Raw genomic sequence first — 15,915 nt, 5'->3', positions numbered from 1 at the left:
GATCGGAGGCGTCGGAGTCGCGGCCGGGCCGTCAGGTTGCTGCGTAGTCCGGAGAGCTCACAGCAAGCCACGTACGTGGAGCTGTTCTTCGACCTGATGATGGTGTTCGCCCTCAGCCAGGTGGTCGCCGGCGCGGTGCCGGGCCTTGGCAGCTCGGGCCTGTTCACCCCGTGGATCGCAGTTGGCCGTACGCTGCTGCTGTTCGCGCCATTGATCTGGACCTGGACGATCACCGCCTACATGACCTCGCGCTTCGACCCACGGGCGACCGGGACGCAGTGGTCGATCCTGGTCACCGCCTTCGCGATGGTGGTCATGGGCACGAGTGTGCCGCACGCCTTTACCGCCGACCGCATTCCATTCGCGCTGGCATACGTATTCATCCAGGTCGGTCGTCCATTGATATTCGGCTATGCCCTCGGCGGGCATGCGCTGGCCCGGTTGTACTTCCGAGCCACGGTCTGGGCCAGCGTCGGTGGACTGTTCTGGATCCTCGGCGCGCTGACCTCCGTCCGGGCGCAGGTGCTGCTGTGGATTTTGGCAGTCGTCATCGACTTCGGCTCGGCGCGGCTGGGCTGGCCGGTACCCCGTCTGGGACGCGGGAGGACGACGGTGTGGGCGCACGCGCCCCACCATCTCGCCGACCGGTACCAGCAGCTGCTCCTGATCGCCCTCGGCGAGACGATCCTCGCCGTCGGCATCACGTACGCCAGCGGATCAGGTCGGGCCGGCGGCTACGAGAGCATCGGATTGCTCGTCACGTTCGTCACCGTGGTGCTGTTATGGCGCATCTACTTCCATCGCGCCGGTCAGGTGCTCGGCGATGCCGTCGCAGCCGCCCGCGATCCGGCAGGCGTGGGGCGATTCGTTGCCTCCGCCCACATGGTGATGATTTTCGGAATTGTGGTCGCCGCGATCGGGCACGAAATCATCCAGAGCTACCCCTCATCGCACAGCCACCCCGCATGGTTGGCCATGATCCTCGGCGGGCCAGCCTGCTACATGGTCGGACGGGCTGCTTTAGAGCGGGCGGTCTTCTCCAGAATCTCCCTACGCCGCTGGGTCGGTATTGCCGTTCTCTTGGCCGCCGGTGCGCCACTACTGGCCGCTCCGCCGCTAGCCGCTGGGATCACTGCCATCGTGGTCCTGCTCGCCATTGCCGTTATCGACGCCCGCCGTTCTGCTCACCGCCCGCCAGAAAAGCCACGCCCGGCCGACGAGGATGCAACCTGGTTCCGGCGGCGTCACCCGTAGGACCGGCGCTTTCGGGGTACACCCGGCAAGCCCTCACGGAGCCCTGAAACGGATCTCCTGCTGGAGTAACTAGGGCGGCTGGTCTCTAGGACGCCTGGCGGATGGGCATGTCGGCCAGCCAGACGTCGGCCAGGTCGCTGAGGGGGACGTCGAGGGCCTGGCTGAGGCAGACCACAGTGCCGAACGCCGGTGCGGGAAGGCGGCCCGCCTCGATCTTGCGCAGCGTCTCGGGGGAGATGCCGGCTGCCAGGGCCACCTCGACGAGGCTACGGCCGGCCCGCGCGGCCCGGAGGGCGGCTCCGAGGCGCTGGCCCGCTGCGATCTGTTCGGCGGTGAGTGGTTGGCGAACCATGCCAGCAGGATATCCCTCCAGGCATCCCCGACCCGGCGTGGTATAAAAATACCGGTATAAAAATACGGCATCCGGAGAGGGAGGCTGTCGTGATCGAGCTCAAGTCCGCCGAGGAGATCGGCCGGATGGCGGTGACCGGCCAGTTCGTCGGCGAGCTGCTCGCCGAGCTGAGCGGTGTCGCCGCAGTCGGCGTCAACCTGATGGACCTCGAACACCACGCCCGCCGCCGGATCAAGGAACGCGGCGCCGAATCCTGCTACTGGGACTACGCCCCTTCGTTCGGCCGCGGCCCGTTCCGCAACGTGCTGTGCCTGTCGGTCAACGACGCGGTGCTGCACGGCCTGCCGCACGACTATGTCCTGCGGGACGGTGACCTGCTCAGCATCGACATGGCGGCCCGCATCGACGGCTGGGTCGCCGACTCCGCGCTCTCCGTCATCGTCGGCACCCCCGACCCGGCCGACCTGAAGCTGATCGAGGCCACCGAGGTCGCACTGGAGGCCGGCATCACCGCCGCCCAGCCCGGCGGCCGCCTCGGCGACATCTCCGCCGCGATCGGCGAGGTCGCCCACTCCTACGGCTACGGCGTCAACGCCGAGTTCGGCGGCCACGGCATCGGCCGCACCATGCACGAGGCCCCGCACGTCTCCAACCACGGCCGCGCCCGCCGCGGCATGAAACTCGACCCCGGCCTCACCATCGCCATCGAGCCCTGGTTCTGCCGCTCCACCGACAAAATCACGTTCGACAACGACGGCTGGACGATCCGCTCCGCCGACGGCTCCCGCACCGCCCACTCCGAACACACAGTCGCCATCACGGCTTCCGGCCCCCAGATCCTGACCCGCCGCCCCACTCACGGCGCCACCTCGGCCGATCCCACCAAAAAGCCCGCCACAGCCTCCTGACCCACTGCCCGCCTTCGGGCGTGACTCAGGGCGTTCCGGGCATGGGGCCTTAGCGTGCCTCGATCGTGTCCATCAACTCGCCGACCAGCTCAGACCATCGCTGTCTACTCTGTCGGCGGCAGCCACCGCCGCATCGGGTCCACACAACCTTCGAGACTCGGCGGTGGCTGCTTGCTGTCCACGGACAAAACCACACCGCCACAGCAGGTCAATACGGATCTCCCGCCCGGGCCGCACCGGTCGAACCTTCGGCTGAGACCGAGGTGGGCGGCCCACAGCGCGCCAGCGCGGCACTTCCGGTCGACGCTGTCCTGATATGGCGGTCACTTGACGGGTGAGGATGGGCCGATCGGCCGGCCAGGCCGGTGGCTCGGGGACCAGAAGGCCTGGGTAGCGTGCTGTCATGAGTGAGGACACCTTCCGCTCGGTGGAGATCGAGCGCACCAGCGTGGGGAAGTACGTCGTGCGGAACGTCCGCGGCGGATCGATGTCGATGGGCGCGGGGGAGGACGCCAGTTTCACGCCGGTGGAACTGCTCCTGGCGGCCATCGGCGGTTGCACCGCGATAGACGTGGACCACATCACCAGCCGCCGCGCCGAGCCGACTCAGTTCTCCGTTGAGGTCACTGGCGACAAAATCCGGGACGAGGCCGGAGGAAACCGGATGCAGAACCTCAAGGTCGAGTTCACCGTGACGTTCCCGGTGGGCGCGGACGGCGACAGGGCGCGCGAGGCACTGCCCCGGTCGCTGCAGCAGTCGCACGACCGGCTCTGCACCGTCTCCCGTACCGTCGAACTTGGCACTCCCGTCGCGATCGTCGATGCTGCCGCTTCTACCGGGGACTGACAACCTGGAAGGAGATGGTCCGTGCCTGATCAGATCCTGGTGACCGGTGGGACCGGCCTCCTCGGCCGGCTGGTGGTCAAGCGGCTGCTCGACGCCGGAGCGAAGGTGCGGGTGATGAGCCGCCGACCCCGGCCGGCTGGCGACCGCGCGCCGTACGCGTGGGCGACCGCCGACCTGCGATCCGGATCCGGCGTACGGGAAGCCACCGTCGGTGTCGGCAGCATCGTCCACTGCGCGACCGCGTTCGGGCGGCGATCGGAGACCCAACTGGCTCGTACGCTCATCGACGCGGCCCGCCGCAACGGAACACCGCTGCACCTGCTCTACATCTCCATCGTCGGCGTCGACCGGGTGCCGTTGCCCTACTACCAGGGGAAGCTGGCGGCGGAGCGCCTCGTACAGCAGTCCGGCCTGCCCCACACCATCATGCGCGCCACGCAGTTCCACGATCTGCTGCGCACGCTGTTCGCCGCGGCGGCCACGGCACCCGCGATGCCGGTGCCCGACTTCGCCTTCCAGCCCATCGCCGTCGGCGAGGTCGCCGACCGGCTCGCGCAACTTGCTGTCGGCGAGGCGCTCGGACGGGCGCCCGACATCGCCGGTCCCGAGGTTCGCCACGCGCGTGACCTCGCCCGCGCGTACCTTCAGGCGACCGGTCGCCGGCGGCTGGTGCTACCGGTGCGCTTGCCGGGCAAGACCTTCCGCGCCTACCGGGCCGGCGCGCATCTCGCCCCCGACCGGGCGATCGGGAAGATCACATTCGCGGAGTACCTTGCCGGATACCCTGAGGTGCGCGGTCGCTCGTACCGGGGCCGGCGGTGACGGTCTGTGGTTGACGGGCTGGAACTGGCGATTCTGATCGGGTTGCAGGCATCGGGCAAGACCACCTTCTGCCATCGGATGCTGGCTGACAATCACCTAGTGGTCAGCAAGGACGCTTTCCGGAACGCCCGCCACCGTCAGCGCCGTCAGATGCGTCTGGTCCATGAGGCCCTGGCCGCGCGGCGTTGTGTCGTGGTGGACAACACCAACCCCTCACCTCAGGAGTGGCAACCGCTGATCGGGGCCGCCCGCGTCCACGGCGCGGTGACGGTCGGATACTGGTTCCCGCCCGATCTGCCTGCGGCCCTCGACCGGAATGCCGCGCGCGAGGACCGGGGCCGGGTGCCGGACGTTGGGGTGTACGACACGCTCAAGCGGCTGCGGCGTCCTCGGTATGTCGATGGATTCGACCGGCTGTACGAAGTCCGGTTCGACGGCAGGGGCGGGTTCCGGGTCGAGCCGATGCCTCAGGAAGGCCGACAGCGTTGAAACCGGAGGCCGTGTCTCGAAGTCCCGGCGGCCGTGCCGTGACTTCGAGGCACGGCCTAGTGGTGGTGGTGCCGGTGCACCACGGCGTGGCCCTTGCCGCGGCGGATCAGCGTCCGGTTTACCGGCACGGTCGCGACGAACGCCACCGCCAGGGCCAGGGCCAGTGACACCCAGAACAGCCACGAGTCCAGGCCGGCGTCTATCGCACCTGGGATGGCTAGCATGATCAGGTTGTCGACGATCTCCATCACGGTGATCGAGACGGTGTCGGCGGCGAACGCGACCCCGATGGCGGCACCCAACGCCAGGCCGGAGCGCAGCACCGGAATGATGGTCAAGCCGTAACCGAACACGAACGCCAACGCGACTGCGAGCGCGATACTGGACACGTGGGGCCAGCTCAGCGCAGTGCCGATGACCAGGCCGAGGGCCTCACCGATGGCGCAGCCGGTTAGGCAGTGCCCCGTCGCCGTTACGGCGAGCCGGTTCAGCTCGCGCCGACCCTGGGCACTGTCCGGGTCCACGTTGTGGCCGTGCACCGGATGCTGGGCATTCGCCTGATGCTCGACCTGCCGGTCGGTGTCCTTATCGGCGTGCCCGTTCATGCTCTTCTCCTAGCTGACGCCACTCGGTACGTTCGCCCCGGCTGCCGTAACGGCGGCGTCGTGCCGCGTCGTGCGTTTAGCCGCAAAGCGTGCAGGTATGCGTCCGGCGCGCCGTGGAGAGGACTCTTACCTCTGCGACAGAACTGACGCTGCGGGGACGACCATTTAGCCCGTCCGTCTGCACTGCCGGCTCCCGGGCGGTCGGCCACAGCACCTTTGGCTCGCGTCGAGGCCAGCCCAGAGCCGACAATCGTCGGTACGACCAGGTGCCGCCACGACGGCGTTGACCTTGCGATCCTTAGGGCAGCGGACCGTTGTCCGGGAACGCATGCGGGGCAGGGGCTCCACTCCGGCGGCGTTGTCCGCGTGCACCTATGCGCCGCCAGGGACGCGCGACGACCAGGGCCAGTGCGAGAACGGCGCTGATGCCAAGGCCGGTCAGCATCCACAACGATGGGGACAACTTCTCCGCTTCGCCTGTGACCAGGGTGCCGACAGATGCTTCGGGATCGAGAGCGAAGCCCCAGTCGAGCAGGGCTATTGCCTCACCCAGGCTGCCCAGCGGCGCGGTCTCCGCGCCGAGGAGGGTCACCGCGAGGCGGCGGCCCTCGCGGTCGGCCACGCCGACGTACGTCTGGCGAGCGAGTGAGGTGAAGCCCGTCTTCCCGCCAAGCATGCCCGGATAGCGGTCCAGCAACGTGTTGTCGTTGACGAGTTCGATGGCGGGCTGTCCCTGCTGCGCTGGTATCTGCGCCACCCTGGTCGCCATGTATCGCCGGAAGTCTTCGCGGGCGAAGGTGGCCCGTGCGATGAGCGCGAGGTCGTACGCACTCGTGAACTGACCAGGTCCATCAAGTCCCGACGGCGTCGCGGCGTGGGACTGGTTCGCTCGCATCCGGCCGGCTTCGTCGTTCATCGCGTCGACGCCGCCCTGCCTGCCTCTCTCGCCGCCGCCGACGCGGGCCAGCACGTTGGCCGCGTCGTTCCCCGACCTCATGAGAAGCCCCAGCCATAGGTTCTCGATCGAGTACCGGCCCCCCTCGACCACCCCCATCAACGAGCTGGCCGGGTCGAGGTCGGCCAGATCTTCCCGCTTCACCTCGACGACCTGCTCCGGGTCGAGGCGGGGCATCAGCGCCGCGGCCAACAGCAGCTTCTGCACACTGGCCGGCGTGCGGCGATCGTGTGGGGCGCACCCACCAAGCACCTCGCCACTGTTCAGGTCCGCCACCACCCAGGCCGTGGCGGTCACGGCCGGTGCCATCGGCGCACCCTCGGGGATCGCCAACCCTGACGTAGCCAGCGGATCCCCGCCCACCTTGCGGTGGGCGGGGTCGACCGCCGGCGGCGACGGTGTGGCCGGTGGGGGTACCGGCGGCTGCGCTCTCGGGCACGGTATGGACGGCGCGGCGTTCGCCGGCGTTGGTGGCACGACCACTACAGCAGGCACAACCAGGACGAGGCCGAGCGTGACGCCGAGAATGCGAGAGGTGGCCACGCTGAGTACGGTAATCCTCAGCGAGGCCGGCATGGTGGGGTTGGGGATATAAGGCCCTTTCCGGAATCTGCAGAAATTGCGCGATGCATCTCGGCGGCATCGAGATGAGACGCCACGGGCCGCGCGTGCCACGGCTGCGGCCCGGGGCCCCTTTTCTCGCCCCGGGTCGCGGTCGGTGTGGCGCGGTCAGCTGGAGTAACCGCGCTGGGCGATCCAGTCGGTGAGCTCGTCGTCGCTCATCCAGTAGTGCGCCTTCGGGTCGTAGGGGTCGGCGACCTTGATCTCCTCACCACCGTCGCGGTACCCGACCACGCTCACGTAGTGCCCGCCCGGGAACGGATGCCGGTCGCCTTCGGTGTCAAGGCCGGTACCGATGGTATTGGCCACCACACCGCGCTTGGCGTCGACCGCTTCGACCACGTCGGTGCGCAGCTTGTCGACCTGTTCCGGCTTGGCGGTGGCCTCGCTGATCTTGGTGGTTTCGTAGCCGCCGCCGGTCACCTCGTTGAGCACCCGCGTGGTCTGGTCGACCGAGTCCGTGCCGTCCACGGTGGTGCCGAGCTTCTTGGCGACCTCCTTCTGGCTGGGGGTTTTGCCCTGGGTGGTCAGGGCCATCCGGGTCGCCGCAGGCGCACAGTAGTAGCCGTTTGGCTGTCTCTGGTAGTCATGCTCGAGCACTCGCTTGCCCTCGGCCGGAGGCGTGGGCTGCGGCGCTACGGCCAGGGTGCTCTCGGTCGGGCTGGCCTGGGTGGCCGTCGCCGGACCGGCGAGGACGCCACCGGCGACCAGGAGACCAGCCACAGAAGCAGCGCTCTTGCGGGCAATCGGGTTCATCATGAAGCTCCCATCGGGTTCGGCGCCTCGAGAATCGAAGGCGCATGCACCGCGGGAAAACGGAGGACACCCGCGGTACACCGTCGGCGCCTCGCACAAACACGCCCGGCTTGCCGTACTCGCGACCGGCTACCGGGCTCTCCAGTGACGGTTACCCGACCCGGTTCGGTCAAAACGCTGCGTCGGTGTGCGAGTAGGAGGAGAATGGCCGCCACGACCAGCGGCCGGAACGGACCTATCCGGCGGCGGATCGTATGAGCTGGCGGTGCGGTTAGGGCCGCAGCGCAATCGGCTTCCTCGGCGTCAACGTGTGTTGCACGCAGGCGGCAGGAATCGGACGGCGCCCGGCGGTGCAGAAGGATGATCAAATGGAGAGGATGCCTGATTGGCTATCGATACACCCATAGCAGGATGAACTCCATATCCTCCGAAAGGCGGAGTTAGTGGATCAGGTGATACCGGTTTGCCGTGCGTGCCGTTCCTGCCTCATGAGGATCGGCGCGAGGGATATCGGCGATAGGTCAGAATTGCCGGGCCCCTTGCCGAACATGCCTCGGCCGCCCTGATTCGCCCGTTGCAGCGCCGCAAAGTGTGAGCGTCACCACTAAATCACCATGGGTGATCGGTGCTGCTCGTGCCTAGTGTCGTCGAATGCGTAACGACGGCAACCTCGACGACCCGAATAGCCCCGGCGACCCGGCTGACCGTTCGGACGATATCGCCTCCACCGACCGGACAGCCGGCCAGATGCAGGCGCGACCCACCACAGTCGGGGCGTGGCTTGCCCGCCTCGCCCGCGGCAGTAACCCCTCCGCCGCTCGACCTGGCCGTACCCGATTGGCGGTAGCCGCCGGTACCGCGTGCTGCCTCGGGCTTTTGGGGGTGACCCTGATCGCAGCCGACCCGGCCGGCGAGTCGCTCACGCCTGACCAGCGTGCCGAGATCGCCCAACGGGCGGAAGCGGACGCCGCCTCCCGCGGGCTGGCACGCCAGCCGGCCGCCCCGGTCACCGAATCCCCCGTCCCTGAAATCTCTCCTTCGTCGACGAGCGCACCGACGACCAAGGTGAAGGCGACGCCGAAGCCCAGGCCCAAGCCCAAGCGGGTTCGGCCGGTAGCCGGGCTTGACCAGGCCCAGATGGACAACGCCAAGAGGATCGTGCGCACCGGCCAGGAGATGGACGTACCGCGCCAGGCGCTGGTGATCGCGGTGGCCACCGCGATGCAGGAGAGCAACCTCTACAACTACGCCAGCGGCGTGCTGCCCGAGTCGCAGAACTACCCGCACCAGGCCATCGGCTGGGACCACGACTCCGTGGGGCTGTTCCAGCAGCGGCCCAGCACCGGCTGGGGCCCTGTGCGGGACCTGATGAAGCCGGAGTTCGCGACCCGACAGTTCCTCACTGCTCTCCTGGCGATTCCGGGATGGCAGGACCTCCCGCTGACCGTCGCGGCGCAGGCGGTGCAGGTGTCGGCGTTCCCGTGGCTGTACGCCCAGCACGAGTGGCGGGCCACCGAGGTCGTAGACGCCGTCCTTTCCTGACCCGGCCACCGACGTTCCGTCCTCGGCCCGCCAAGGAGCGCGACGCCGGGGCGTGCCAGACGTCGATGCGGGCCATTCGCAAGCGTTCAGGCCCGGTAGGTGAGCGTGGCCATCATCCCGGTCTCCGCGTGGTAGGCGTTGTGGCAGTGCGCCATCCAGCGGCCCGGGTTGTCGGCGTCGAAGTCGACGGTAACGATCCGGTCGGGAACAACGATCACGGTGTCCTTGCGGGCACCACCCCCGGTCATGGCGAAGGTGTGGCCGTGCAGGTGCATGGGGTGGAACATGTCGCTGCGGTTAACGAATTCCAGCCGCACCCGCTCACCCTGCTCGACCGGCAGCGGCTCAACGTCGGGGAAGGTTGCCCCGTTGATGGTCCATCGGTAGGGCGTCATCGTCCCGCCCAACTCCAGCCGGTGCACCCGGTCCGGCTGCCGGTCGGCCAGCACCACACTGTCGGACGCCCGCAGGGTCGCCGAGTCCAGCACCCGGCGGTCCATCTCAGCTGGCCGCACCGTCGCCGGTGGCGTCGCGCCGGCGCCGGTCCGCACCACCGCCATCCCCTGTCCGGCCTTTCCTTCCGCATTGGCGACCAGCGGGAAGACCCCGTCGTCCAGCTCCACCGTGACGTCAACGCGTTCGCCCATGCCGAGCAGCAGTGCGTCAGTCTCGACCGGCTGGACCGGGAACCCGTCGGTATGCGTCACCGTGAGCCGGTGTCCGGCCAGGGCTACCCGGTATGCGGTGTCCGAGCCAGCGTTGATGATCCTGATCCGGGCTCGCTCACCGGGCCGGGCCCGGAAGGTCCTGGCTGCCGCGGGGACGCGACCGTTGACCAGGTGGTGCGGGTACGAGACATCGCCGGCCCCGCCGAGCAGGGGAGATGTCATCATCTCCATCCCGGCCATATCTGCGTGACCGCCAGCGTCGGTGGCGTCCATGCCGCCGTGCCCGCCTGCGCCCCGGCTGTCGCCGTTCGCCGCGTCGGACGCGCCACGATCACCCTGGCCGTGCGTCCCTTCGTGATCCATGCCCGGCATGTCGCCATGGCCGCCCGTCTCGCGCAGCGCCGCGAGCACGTCGTCCGGGGTGCGGCCGGTACCGTCGATCCAGTCGTCGAGCACCACGATCCACTCGTGGTCGTAGCGGCCGGTCTCCTGCGGGTCGTCGACCACCAGGACGCCGTACAGCGCCCGGTCCAGCTGCAGCCCAGAGTGCGGGTGGTAGAAGTACGTGCCGGGGTCGGGCACCGTGAACTGGTAGCTGTGCCGGCGCCCCGGACCGACTGGTGATTGAGTCAGGCCGGGCACACCGTCCATGTCGTTGCGCAGCGCGATGCCGTGCCAGTGCACGCTGGTGTCCGCCGGTAGGTCGTTGACCAGATCCACCCGCAACAGCTCGCCGGCCCGGGCCCGAAGGAGCGGACCCGGCAGGTCCTCGGCATAGCCCCACGTCCGGACCTGCGGCCCGCCAAGGTCGACGGTGACCGGTCGGGCCCGTAGGGTCGCGGCACCGCCGCGGCTGCCATCCCTGCCGTCAACCAGGTCGACCTCCGTCGCCCCCAGTTGCGGCCGTCGCCCATTCCCCGCGGTGCCGATGCCGACAAGACCCACCGCCCCCACCAACCCAGCCAGCATCTGGCGGCGACTGATCGTCGGTCTCATGACGGCTCCTCGGCTGATCGGGCGGCCCGGGTGGGAAGCGGTCCTGCACTGTCCGCCATGGTGGATTTTGTTCAGGTGAACCGGGCTTGCAGGCTGTTTCGGCCGATTGTTGCCCTGTTCGGGTTGCCCGACGGCCGACATCACTGCCTGCGTCGAGCGGGCGAGGCCGGCCGCGCCCAGAGGCGCTAACCCCTGGGGGGTACGGGTACTTGGCACATACCCCCCCGGGGTATATGGTGCTGCGTGGAGGTGGACGGCATGACACACGAGAACGCGATCGGCTTCGATGACACGACGCAGGGACGAGGCCACCACGGCCAGGATCGCCGCACGGCCATGCACCATGGGGCCGCTCCGAACGCAGCGACTCCACAACCCCGCGCAGAGCATCACGAACACGACTCCCACCACTCCGCCGGGACGGCGCAACGGGGGCAGCAGAGCAAACGCTCCGGTGGCCACCACGGGCCTCACCAGGCGGCTCACACCAGCCATGCGGGGCACGGGGGACACGGCGGGCATGACAAGCACGCCGGCCACGACCCGGAGCAGTTCCGCCACAAGTTCTGGCTCAGCCTTGCCCTGACGCTGCCGATCGTGGCGACCAGCCACATGGTGATGGACTGGTTCGGCTACTCCCTGGACTTCCCCGGCATGGGGCTGGTCGGCCCGGTACTCGGGTCGGTGGTCTTCTTCTACGGTGGCTGGCCGTTCCTGGTCGGCGGCGTCCGCGAGGTCCGGGACCGGGCGCCGGGAATGATGCTGCTGATCTCGATGGCGATCACGGTCGCCTACGCGGCCTCGCTGGCGACCAGCCTCGGCGCTTTCGATCTGGATTTCTGGTGGGAGCTCGCCGCGCTGGTGACCATCATGCTGCTGGGGCACTGGCAAGAGATGAAGGCGATCGGTCAGGCGCAGGGCGCCCTCGCCGCCCTTGCCGCGCTGTTGCCTGACGACGCCGAGCGCCTCGACGACGGCGGCACCGTGACCCGGGTGCCAGTGGCCGAACTGAGGGTGGGCGACGTGGTGCTGGTCCGTTCCGGCGGGCGGGTGCCCGCCGACGGTCGGATTGTCGAGGGGGCCGCCGAGCTGGACGAGTCGATGATCACGGGGGAGTCCCGACCGGTGCCGCGCGGCGTCGGCGACCGCGTGGTGGCCGGCACGGTGGCCACCGACTCCGCGCTGCGGGTCCGGGTCGATGCCGTCGGTGATGACACGGCGTTGGCGGGGATCGGGCGGCTGGTTGCGCAGGCGCAGGCGTCCAGTGGCCGCGCACAGGTGCTCGCCGACCGGTTCGCCGCGATGCTCTTCTACGTGGCCGCCGCCGCCGCGCTGGTCACCTTCGGCGCCTGGTGGGCGCTGGGCGATCTCGACCAGTCGGTGGTCCGCACGGTGACTGTGCTGGTGATCGCTTGCCCGCACGCCCTCGGGCTGGCCATTCCACTGGTGATCGCGCTGTCGACCGCGGTATCGGCCAAGGCCGGCATCCTGGTCAAGGACCGCCTCGCCCTCGAGCGGATGCGCACCGTCGACGCGGTGCTGTTCGACAAGACCGGCACGCTGACCAAGGGCGCGCACACGGTCACCGCCACGGCTGCCGCAGGCGGCACCACCGAGGAGGAGGTGCTGCGCATCGCCGGCGCGGTCGAGGCCGACAGCGAGCACCCCCTCGCCAAGGCGCTGGTGGCTGTCGCGAGGGACCGGGGGCTGCGGGCGAGCGCTCGCGACTTCCGGTCGCTGACCGGCCGAGGCGTGCAGGCGGTCGTGGACGGCACCACTTATGCCGTGGGCGGTCCCGCCCTGCTTCGCGAGGTGCAGGCCACCGTGCCGGACGAGCTGGTCAGCGTCGCACAGGGCTGGTCGGCACGGGGCGCCGCCGTGCTGCACCTGGTCCGCCTCTCTGACGGCGCGCCGGCGGAGGCGGTCGGGGCGTTCGCCCTGGAGGACGAAATCCGTCCCGAGGCCCGCGAGGCCATCCTCGAGCTACGCGAGCAGGGTGTGCGGAAGATCGTCATGATCACCGGCGACGCGCGGCCAGTCGCCGAAGCTGTCGCCGCCGACCTCGGTTTCCGACCCGGCGTGGACGAGGTCTTCGCCGAGGTGCTGCCTGCCGACAAGGACCAGGCGGTCGCGGACCTGCAGGCCCGGGGGCTCACGGTCGCGATGGTCGGGGACGGCGTCAACGACGCGCCTGCCCTGGCTCGCGCCGACGTCGGACTCGCCATCGGCGCCGGCACGGACGTGGCGATCGAGTCCGCCGGGGTCATCCTCGCCTCCTCGGACCCGCGCGGCGTCACCGGTGTGATCCGCCTGTCCCGAGCGTCGTACCGGAAGATGATCCAAAACCTGGCCTGGGCGGCCGGCTACAACGTCGTGGCTATCCCGCTCGCTGCTGGCGTCCTCGCCTGGGCCGGGATCAGCCTCAGCCCGGCCGTCGGCGCGGTGCTGATGTCGGTCTCCACGATCGTGGTAGCGCTCAACGCCCAGCTGCTACGACGGGTCCGCCTGACTCCGCGGACCTGACAACAAGGTGGTGGCGGCCCAGCTCGGGCCGCCACCACCTCACCACGGAACCATGCAGGGATGGGCGGTTGACGGGTTGTGTCTGCTGGCGTCGGTACGAGCCCTTCTCGCCGCGGCCGGTCGTCAGCGCGACCTACCGACAGGGGGGAGCCGGTAGCGGCGCCGCTGCGGTTCGCGCCTGCGGCACCTCCGCTGTCCGCGCCGCGTTGATCGCGCTCGCGAGTGCGTCGAGCCCCACACACAGCCTGTCAATGGGAGCGGACGTGCCACTGCGGCTGCGCCACCTGCAGACCACCTGCCGAACTCGCACCATGCGAACGCGCCTGCTGCTTCCGCTGGCCGCGGTTTCCGCGCCGGCCCTGGTCAGCGTCGTGGCGACAATCTCGTTTTGCGTCTGACCCATCGCGGCGAGGCGTCAACCGTTCGGGCCAGGACGTCCCGGAGGCGCGGCGGAAGCATCTCCGGGACGTCCTCGGACCTGAGTGTGGCCGGGGCTGCCGTCAGCTGACGAGCTGGTAGCCGGCCTTCTCGACCGCAGCGCGGACATCGGCGATCGAGTCTGCGCAGAGGTGTACCGGTCCTGCGAACAAAGCAGGCCGGGACCTGCTCGCCACCATCAGCTGATCATCAACCGAGCGCGCCGCCCGAGCCGATCCCGCTCCCACAGGCAGGGCTCCGGCCGGCAGCCCTTCACCGGTGAGACGCCTCGACCCTTGCCGGCGACGGCGCCCGACGACGACCGAAACCCGTCACGCCCCGCGGCTTGTAGACCGCCAACACCGTCGCGGTCAGCAGGATCACCAGGCCGCCAACCGCGTGCACCACCAGCGAGACCAGCACCTCGCGCCAGTGCCCACGGGGTACGGGTGCGGAGGTCATCGCGGCATCGGCGAGCGCGGCAAGCGGCTCAAGCTGGAGCAGCAGCACCAGCGTGGCCACCACAATCAACGCCAACTTGATCAGCACCCACCAGTGACGCACCAAGCCCCACGGCGACACGAGTGACGACACCACACCGCTCAGCAGCGACGCGACCGCGAGAGGAACGATCGCAAACCGGACGGACAGATCCATCGCCAGATATCCAGCACGCGTCACCATGGCGTCCTCGCTGCGTAGCGCCACCAGGGCCAAGACGAGAAAGACGACCACCGCGCCGAGCCACCCCAACGACGTGACCACATGCACGGTCAACGCCGCCTTGCGGAAGCGCTGCCGCAACACACGTCACCGTCCGCCCGGAAGATGTCTGCCAGGACCGTGCTCACCGGCGATGCCACTCACCTGCACCACGACGAATGCCACCAGCAGCACGGCCACAACCAGGCCAATCACCTTCACCCACCGCGGCACGCCTGGCCCACCTGACTGGCCCGTCATCCGACCCTCCCGTCGATCACCGCAAGGTATGGTCCCAGCCTTATCGAGACAGCGTGTCTACGCCAAGGCAGAGTGTACGCGATGCGGCGGTATGTATCATGCAAGGGTGCCAAGGCTGTGGAACGACACGATCGAGGCGCACCGGGCGGCCGTACGCAACGCCGTTCTCGACGCCGCAGCAACCCTGGTCGCCAAGCAGGGGCTCACCGGCGTGACCATGTCAGGCATCGCCGAACTCACCGGCATTGGTCGCGCAACCCTCTACAAGTACTTCCCCGACGTCGAAGCGATCTTGCTTGCCTGGCACGAGCGCCAGATCACCCAGCACCTCGACCACCTCCGGGCCATCCGCGACCAAGCCGACAGCCCGTCAACTCGCCTGCAGGTCGTGCTGACCGCCTACGCCCGGCTCTCCCAGCACCGCCACGGCGGTGACCTCGCGGCCCTACTGCATCGCAGCGACCACACCACCGAGGCCCACGCGCAACTGAACACGCTCCTGCGGGAACTGATCACTGATGCTGCCGAAGGCGGTCAGATTCGTACCGATATCCCGATCGAGGAACTCGTTGCCTTCTGTCAGCACGCTCTGGCCGCCGCAAACACGGTGACATCCGAAGACGGGATCCACCGCCTCGTCACTCTCACCCTCGCCGGACTCAAGCCCGCCGCCGACTGACGGCCGGCACTCCCTTAGCCGGCTGATCGAACCACACCTCGGTTGGTCCTACCCCGGCTGTTACCTGCCCGGTAGATGGCGCAACGAAAGACGGCACGGACGGTCGGGAGGCACCGTCTGTCAGCGCAGCGCCTCCACACGCCTGCGGCAATGCGAGCTGGCCGTCGAATCACGGGTACACCTGCTCCAATGCTAGGGCTGGCGCTCGCCCGGTTATCACGATCCGGCCTCAGTGACGTTTTCGCGCGGTTCGTCGCCTGCACCGGTGACCGCACTACCTGAACTCAAGGGAGATGCACGATGCAGGAGCTCAACTTCGTCCGCCCCAACCGATGCGACAACAGCGGCCCGAACTGCGTGGAGGTCGCCGTCGATTCGAAGCAGAACCGAATCGTCCGCAACTCGCAGCAGCCGCAGACGCAGGTCGTGTTCAACCCGCAGGAGTGGGACGCGTTCGTCGCCAGCGTCCGGGCCGGTCAGGACTTCTGACAGCTCCGCGGTGAGCAAGAGGCCGACCA

At 68.9% G+C, this 15,915-nt stretch carries 15 protein-coding genes; 9 read left to right on the top strand and 6 right to left on the bottom strand.

Features of this window, described 5'->3' with window-relative positions:
• The first annotated feature begins 75 nt into the window (after nucleotides 1-75).
• Entirely contained in the window at nucleotides 76-1,254 is a 1,179-nt protein-coding gene (locus tag ACTMS0_RS18190) for a low temperature requirement protein A (protein WP_441156397.1), read from the top strand.
• Nucleotides 1,255-1,339: 85 nt separating this feature from the next.
• Here the strand turns inward: ACTMS0_RS18190 and ACTMS0_RS18185 are convergent, their stop codons facing one another.
• Nucleotides 1,340-1,606: a helix-turn-helix domain-containing protein gene (locus tag ACTMS0_RS18185; protein ID WP_089011556.1), complete on the bottom strand. Its 267-nt coding sequence runs from the start codon at nucleotides 1,604-1,606 to the stop codon at nucleotides 1,340-1,342.
• An 89-nt stretch (nucleotides 1,607-1,695) separates the two neighbouring features.
• Here ACTMS0_RS18185 and map point away from each other — a divergent pair, with 89 nt between their 5' ends.
• The 4 genes from map to ACTMS0_RS18165 all read left to right on the top strand — a co-directional run bounded on the left by map (nucleotide 1,696) and on the right by ACTMS0_RS18165 (nucleotide 4,672).
• The gene (gene map / locus ACTMS0_RS18180; RefSeq protein ID WP_441156396.1) at nucleotides 1,696-2,514 is read left to right on the top strand and encodes a type I methionyl aminopeptidase; all 819 of its coding nucleotides are present in this window, start codon (nucleotides 1,696-1,698) and stop codon (nucleotides 2,512-2,514) included.
• A 427-nt stretch (nucleotides 2,515-2,941) separates the two neighbouring features.
• Complete coding sequence (locus tag ACTMS0_RS18175; protein WP_441156395.1) at nucleotides 2,942-3,361, top strand: OsmC family protein; 420 nt, start codon at nucleotides 2,942-2,944, stop codon at nucleotides 3,359-3,361.
• A 21-nt stretch (nucleotides 3,362-3,382) separates the two neighbouring features.
• On the top strand, nucleotides 3,383-4,183 hold the full coding sequence (locus ACTMS0_RS18170; RefSeq protein WP_441156394.1) for an SDR family oxidoreductase: 801 nt from the start codon (nucleotides 3,383-3,385) through the stop codon (nucleotides 4,181-4,183).
• A 6-nt stretch (nucleotides 4,184-4,189) separates the two neighbouring features.
• Entirely contained in the window at nucleotides 4,190-4,672 is a 483-nt protein-coding gene (locus ACTMS0_RS18165) for an AAA family ATPase (RefSeq protein ID WP_441156393.1), read from the top strand.
• A gap of 56 nt (nucleotides 4,673-4,728) precedes the next feature.
• On the opposite strand, the gene ACTMS0_RS18160 is transcribed toward ACTMS0_RS18165, so the two are convergent.
• The 3 genes from ACTMS0_RS18160 to ACTMS0_RS18150 all read right to left on the bottom strand — a co-directional run bounded on the left by ACTMS0_RS18160 (nucleotide 4,729) and on the right by ACTMS0_RS18150 (nucleotide 7,609).
• Nucleotides 4,729-5,277, bottom strand: coding sequence for a DUF4396 domain-containing protein (locus tag ACTMS0_RS18160; protein ID WP_441156392.1), 549 nt, complete (start codon nucleotides 5,275-5,277; stop codon nucleotides 4,729-4,731).
• Between the two features lie 298 nt (nucleotides 5,278-5,575).
• Complete coding sequence (locus ACTMS0_RS18155) at nucleotides 5,576-6,790, bottom strand: D-alanyl-D-alanine carboxypeptidase family protein (protein WP_441156464.1); 1,215 nt, start codon at nucleotides 6,788-6,790, stop codon at nucleotides 5,576-5,578.
• 171 nt (nucleotides 6,791-6,961) lie between these two features.
• Entirely contained in the window at nucleotides 6,962-7,609 is a 648-nt protein-coding gene (locus ACTMS0_RS18150; protein ID WP_441156463.1) for a C39 family peptidase, read from the bottom strand.
• A gap of 651 nt (nucleotides 7,610-8,260) precedes the next feature.
• Here ACTMS0_RS18150 and ACTMS0_RS18145 point away from each other — a divergent pair.
• On the top strand, nucleotides 8,261-9,151 hold the full coding sequence (locus tag ACTMS0_RS18145; RefSeq protein WP_441156391.1) for a peptidase M23: 891 nt from the start codon (nucleotides 8,261-8,263) through the stop codon (nucleotides 9,149-9,151).
• 86 nt (nucleotides 9,152-9,237) lie between these two features.
• Here ACTMS0_RS18145 and ACTMS0_RS18140 read toward each other — a convergent pair whose 3' ends face one another.
• The gene (locus tag ACTMS0_RS18140) at nucleotides 9,238-10,815 is read right to left on the bottom strand and encodes a multicopper oxidase family protein (protein WP_441156462.1); all 1,578 of its coding nucleotides are present in this window, start codon (nucleotides 10,813-10,815) and stop codon (nucleotides 9,238-9,240) included.
• A 597-nt stretch (nucleotides 10,816-11,412) separates the two neighbouring features.
• Between ACTMS0_RS18140 and ACTMS0_RS18135 the strand changes: the two genes are divergently transcribed.
• Nucleotides 11,413-13,338 carry a heavy metal translocating P-type ATPase gene (locus ACTMS0_RS18135; protein ID WP_441156390.1) on the top strand — a complete coding sequence of 642 codons (1,926 nt, stop codon included), beginning with the start codon at nucleotides 11,413-11,415 and terminating at the stop codon, nucleotides 13,336-13,338.
• Between the two features lie 690 nt (nucleotides 13,339-14,028).
• On the opposite strand, the gene ACTMS0_RS18130 is transcribed toward ACTMS0_RS18135, so the two are convergent.
• The gene (locus ACTMS0_RS18130; protein WP_441156389.1) at nucleotides 14,029-14,559 is read right to left on the bottom strand and encodes a DUF2269 domain-containing protein; all 531 of its coding nucleotides are present in this window, start codon (nucleotides 14,557-14,559) and stop codon (nucleotides 14,029-14,031) included.
• A gap of 265 nt (nucleotides 14,560-14,824) precedes the next feature.
• On the opposite strand from ACTMS0_RS18130, the gene ACTMS0_RS18125 reads away from it, so the two are divergent.
• Nucleotides 14,825-15,397, top strand: a complete 573-nt coding sequence (locus ACTMS0_RS18125; RefSeq protein WP_441156388.1) for a TetR/AcrR family transcriptional regulator — start codon at nucleotides 14,825-14,827, stop codon at nucleotides 15,395-15,397.
• A gap of 300 nt (nucleotides 15,398-15,697) precedes the next feature.
• On the top strand, nucleotides 15,698-15,886 hold the full coding sequence (locus tag ACTMS0_RS18120; protein ID WP_441156387.1) for a DUF397 domain-containing protein: 189 nt from the start codon (nucleotides 15,698-15,700) through the stop codon (nucleotides 15,884-15,886).
• The last annotated feature ends 29 nt before the right edge of the window (nucleotides 15,887-15,915 follow it).

The sequence above is a fragment of the Micromonospora sp. H33 genome (genome assembly GCF_052068455.1).
Lineage (GTDB): Bacteria > Actinomycetota > Actinomycetes > Mycobacteriales > Micromonosporaceae > Micromonospora.
Note: the sequence above shows the minus strand (reverse complement) of the source record. Positions and strands in the feature narration are given on the sequence as shown.

Coding starts and splice junctions, on each gene's coding strand:
- ACTMS0_RS18150 (WP_441156463.1), bottom strand. CDS start 7,609: ATGAACCCGATTGCCCGCAAGAGCGCTGCTTCTGTGGCTGGTCTCCTG.
- ACTMS0_RS18185 (WP_089011556.1), bottom strand. CDS start 1,606: ATGGTTCGCCAACCACTCACCGCCGAACAGATCGCAGCGGGCCAGCGC.
- ACTMS0_RS18140 (WP_441156462.1), bottom strand. CDS start 10,815: ATGAGACCGACGATCAGTCGCCGCCAGATGCTGGCTGGGTTGGTGGGG.
- ACTMS0_RS18160 (WP_441156392.1), bottom strand. CDS start 5,277: ATGAACGGGCACGCCGATAAGGACACCGACCGGCAGGTCGAGCATCAG.
- ACTMS0_RS18145 (WP_441156391.1), top strand. CDS start 8,261: ATGCGTAACGACGGCAACCTCGACGACCCGAATAGCCCCGGCGACCCG.
- ACTMS0_RS18120 (WP_441156387.1), top strand. CDS start 15,698: ATGCAGGAGCTCAACTTCGTCCGCCCCAACCGATGCGACAACAGCGGC.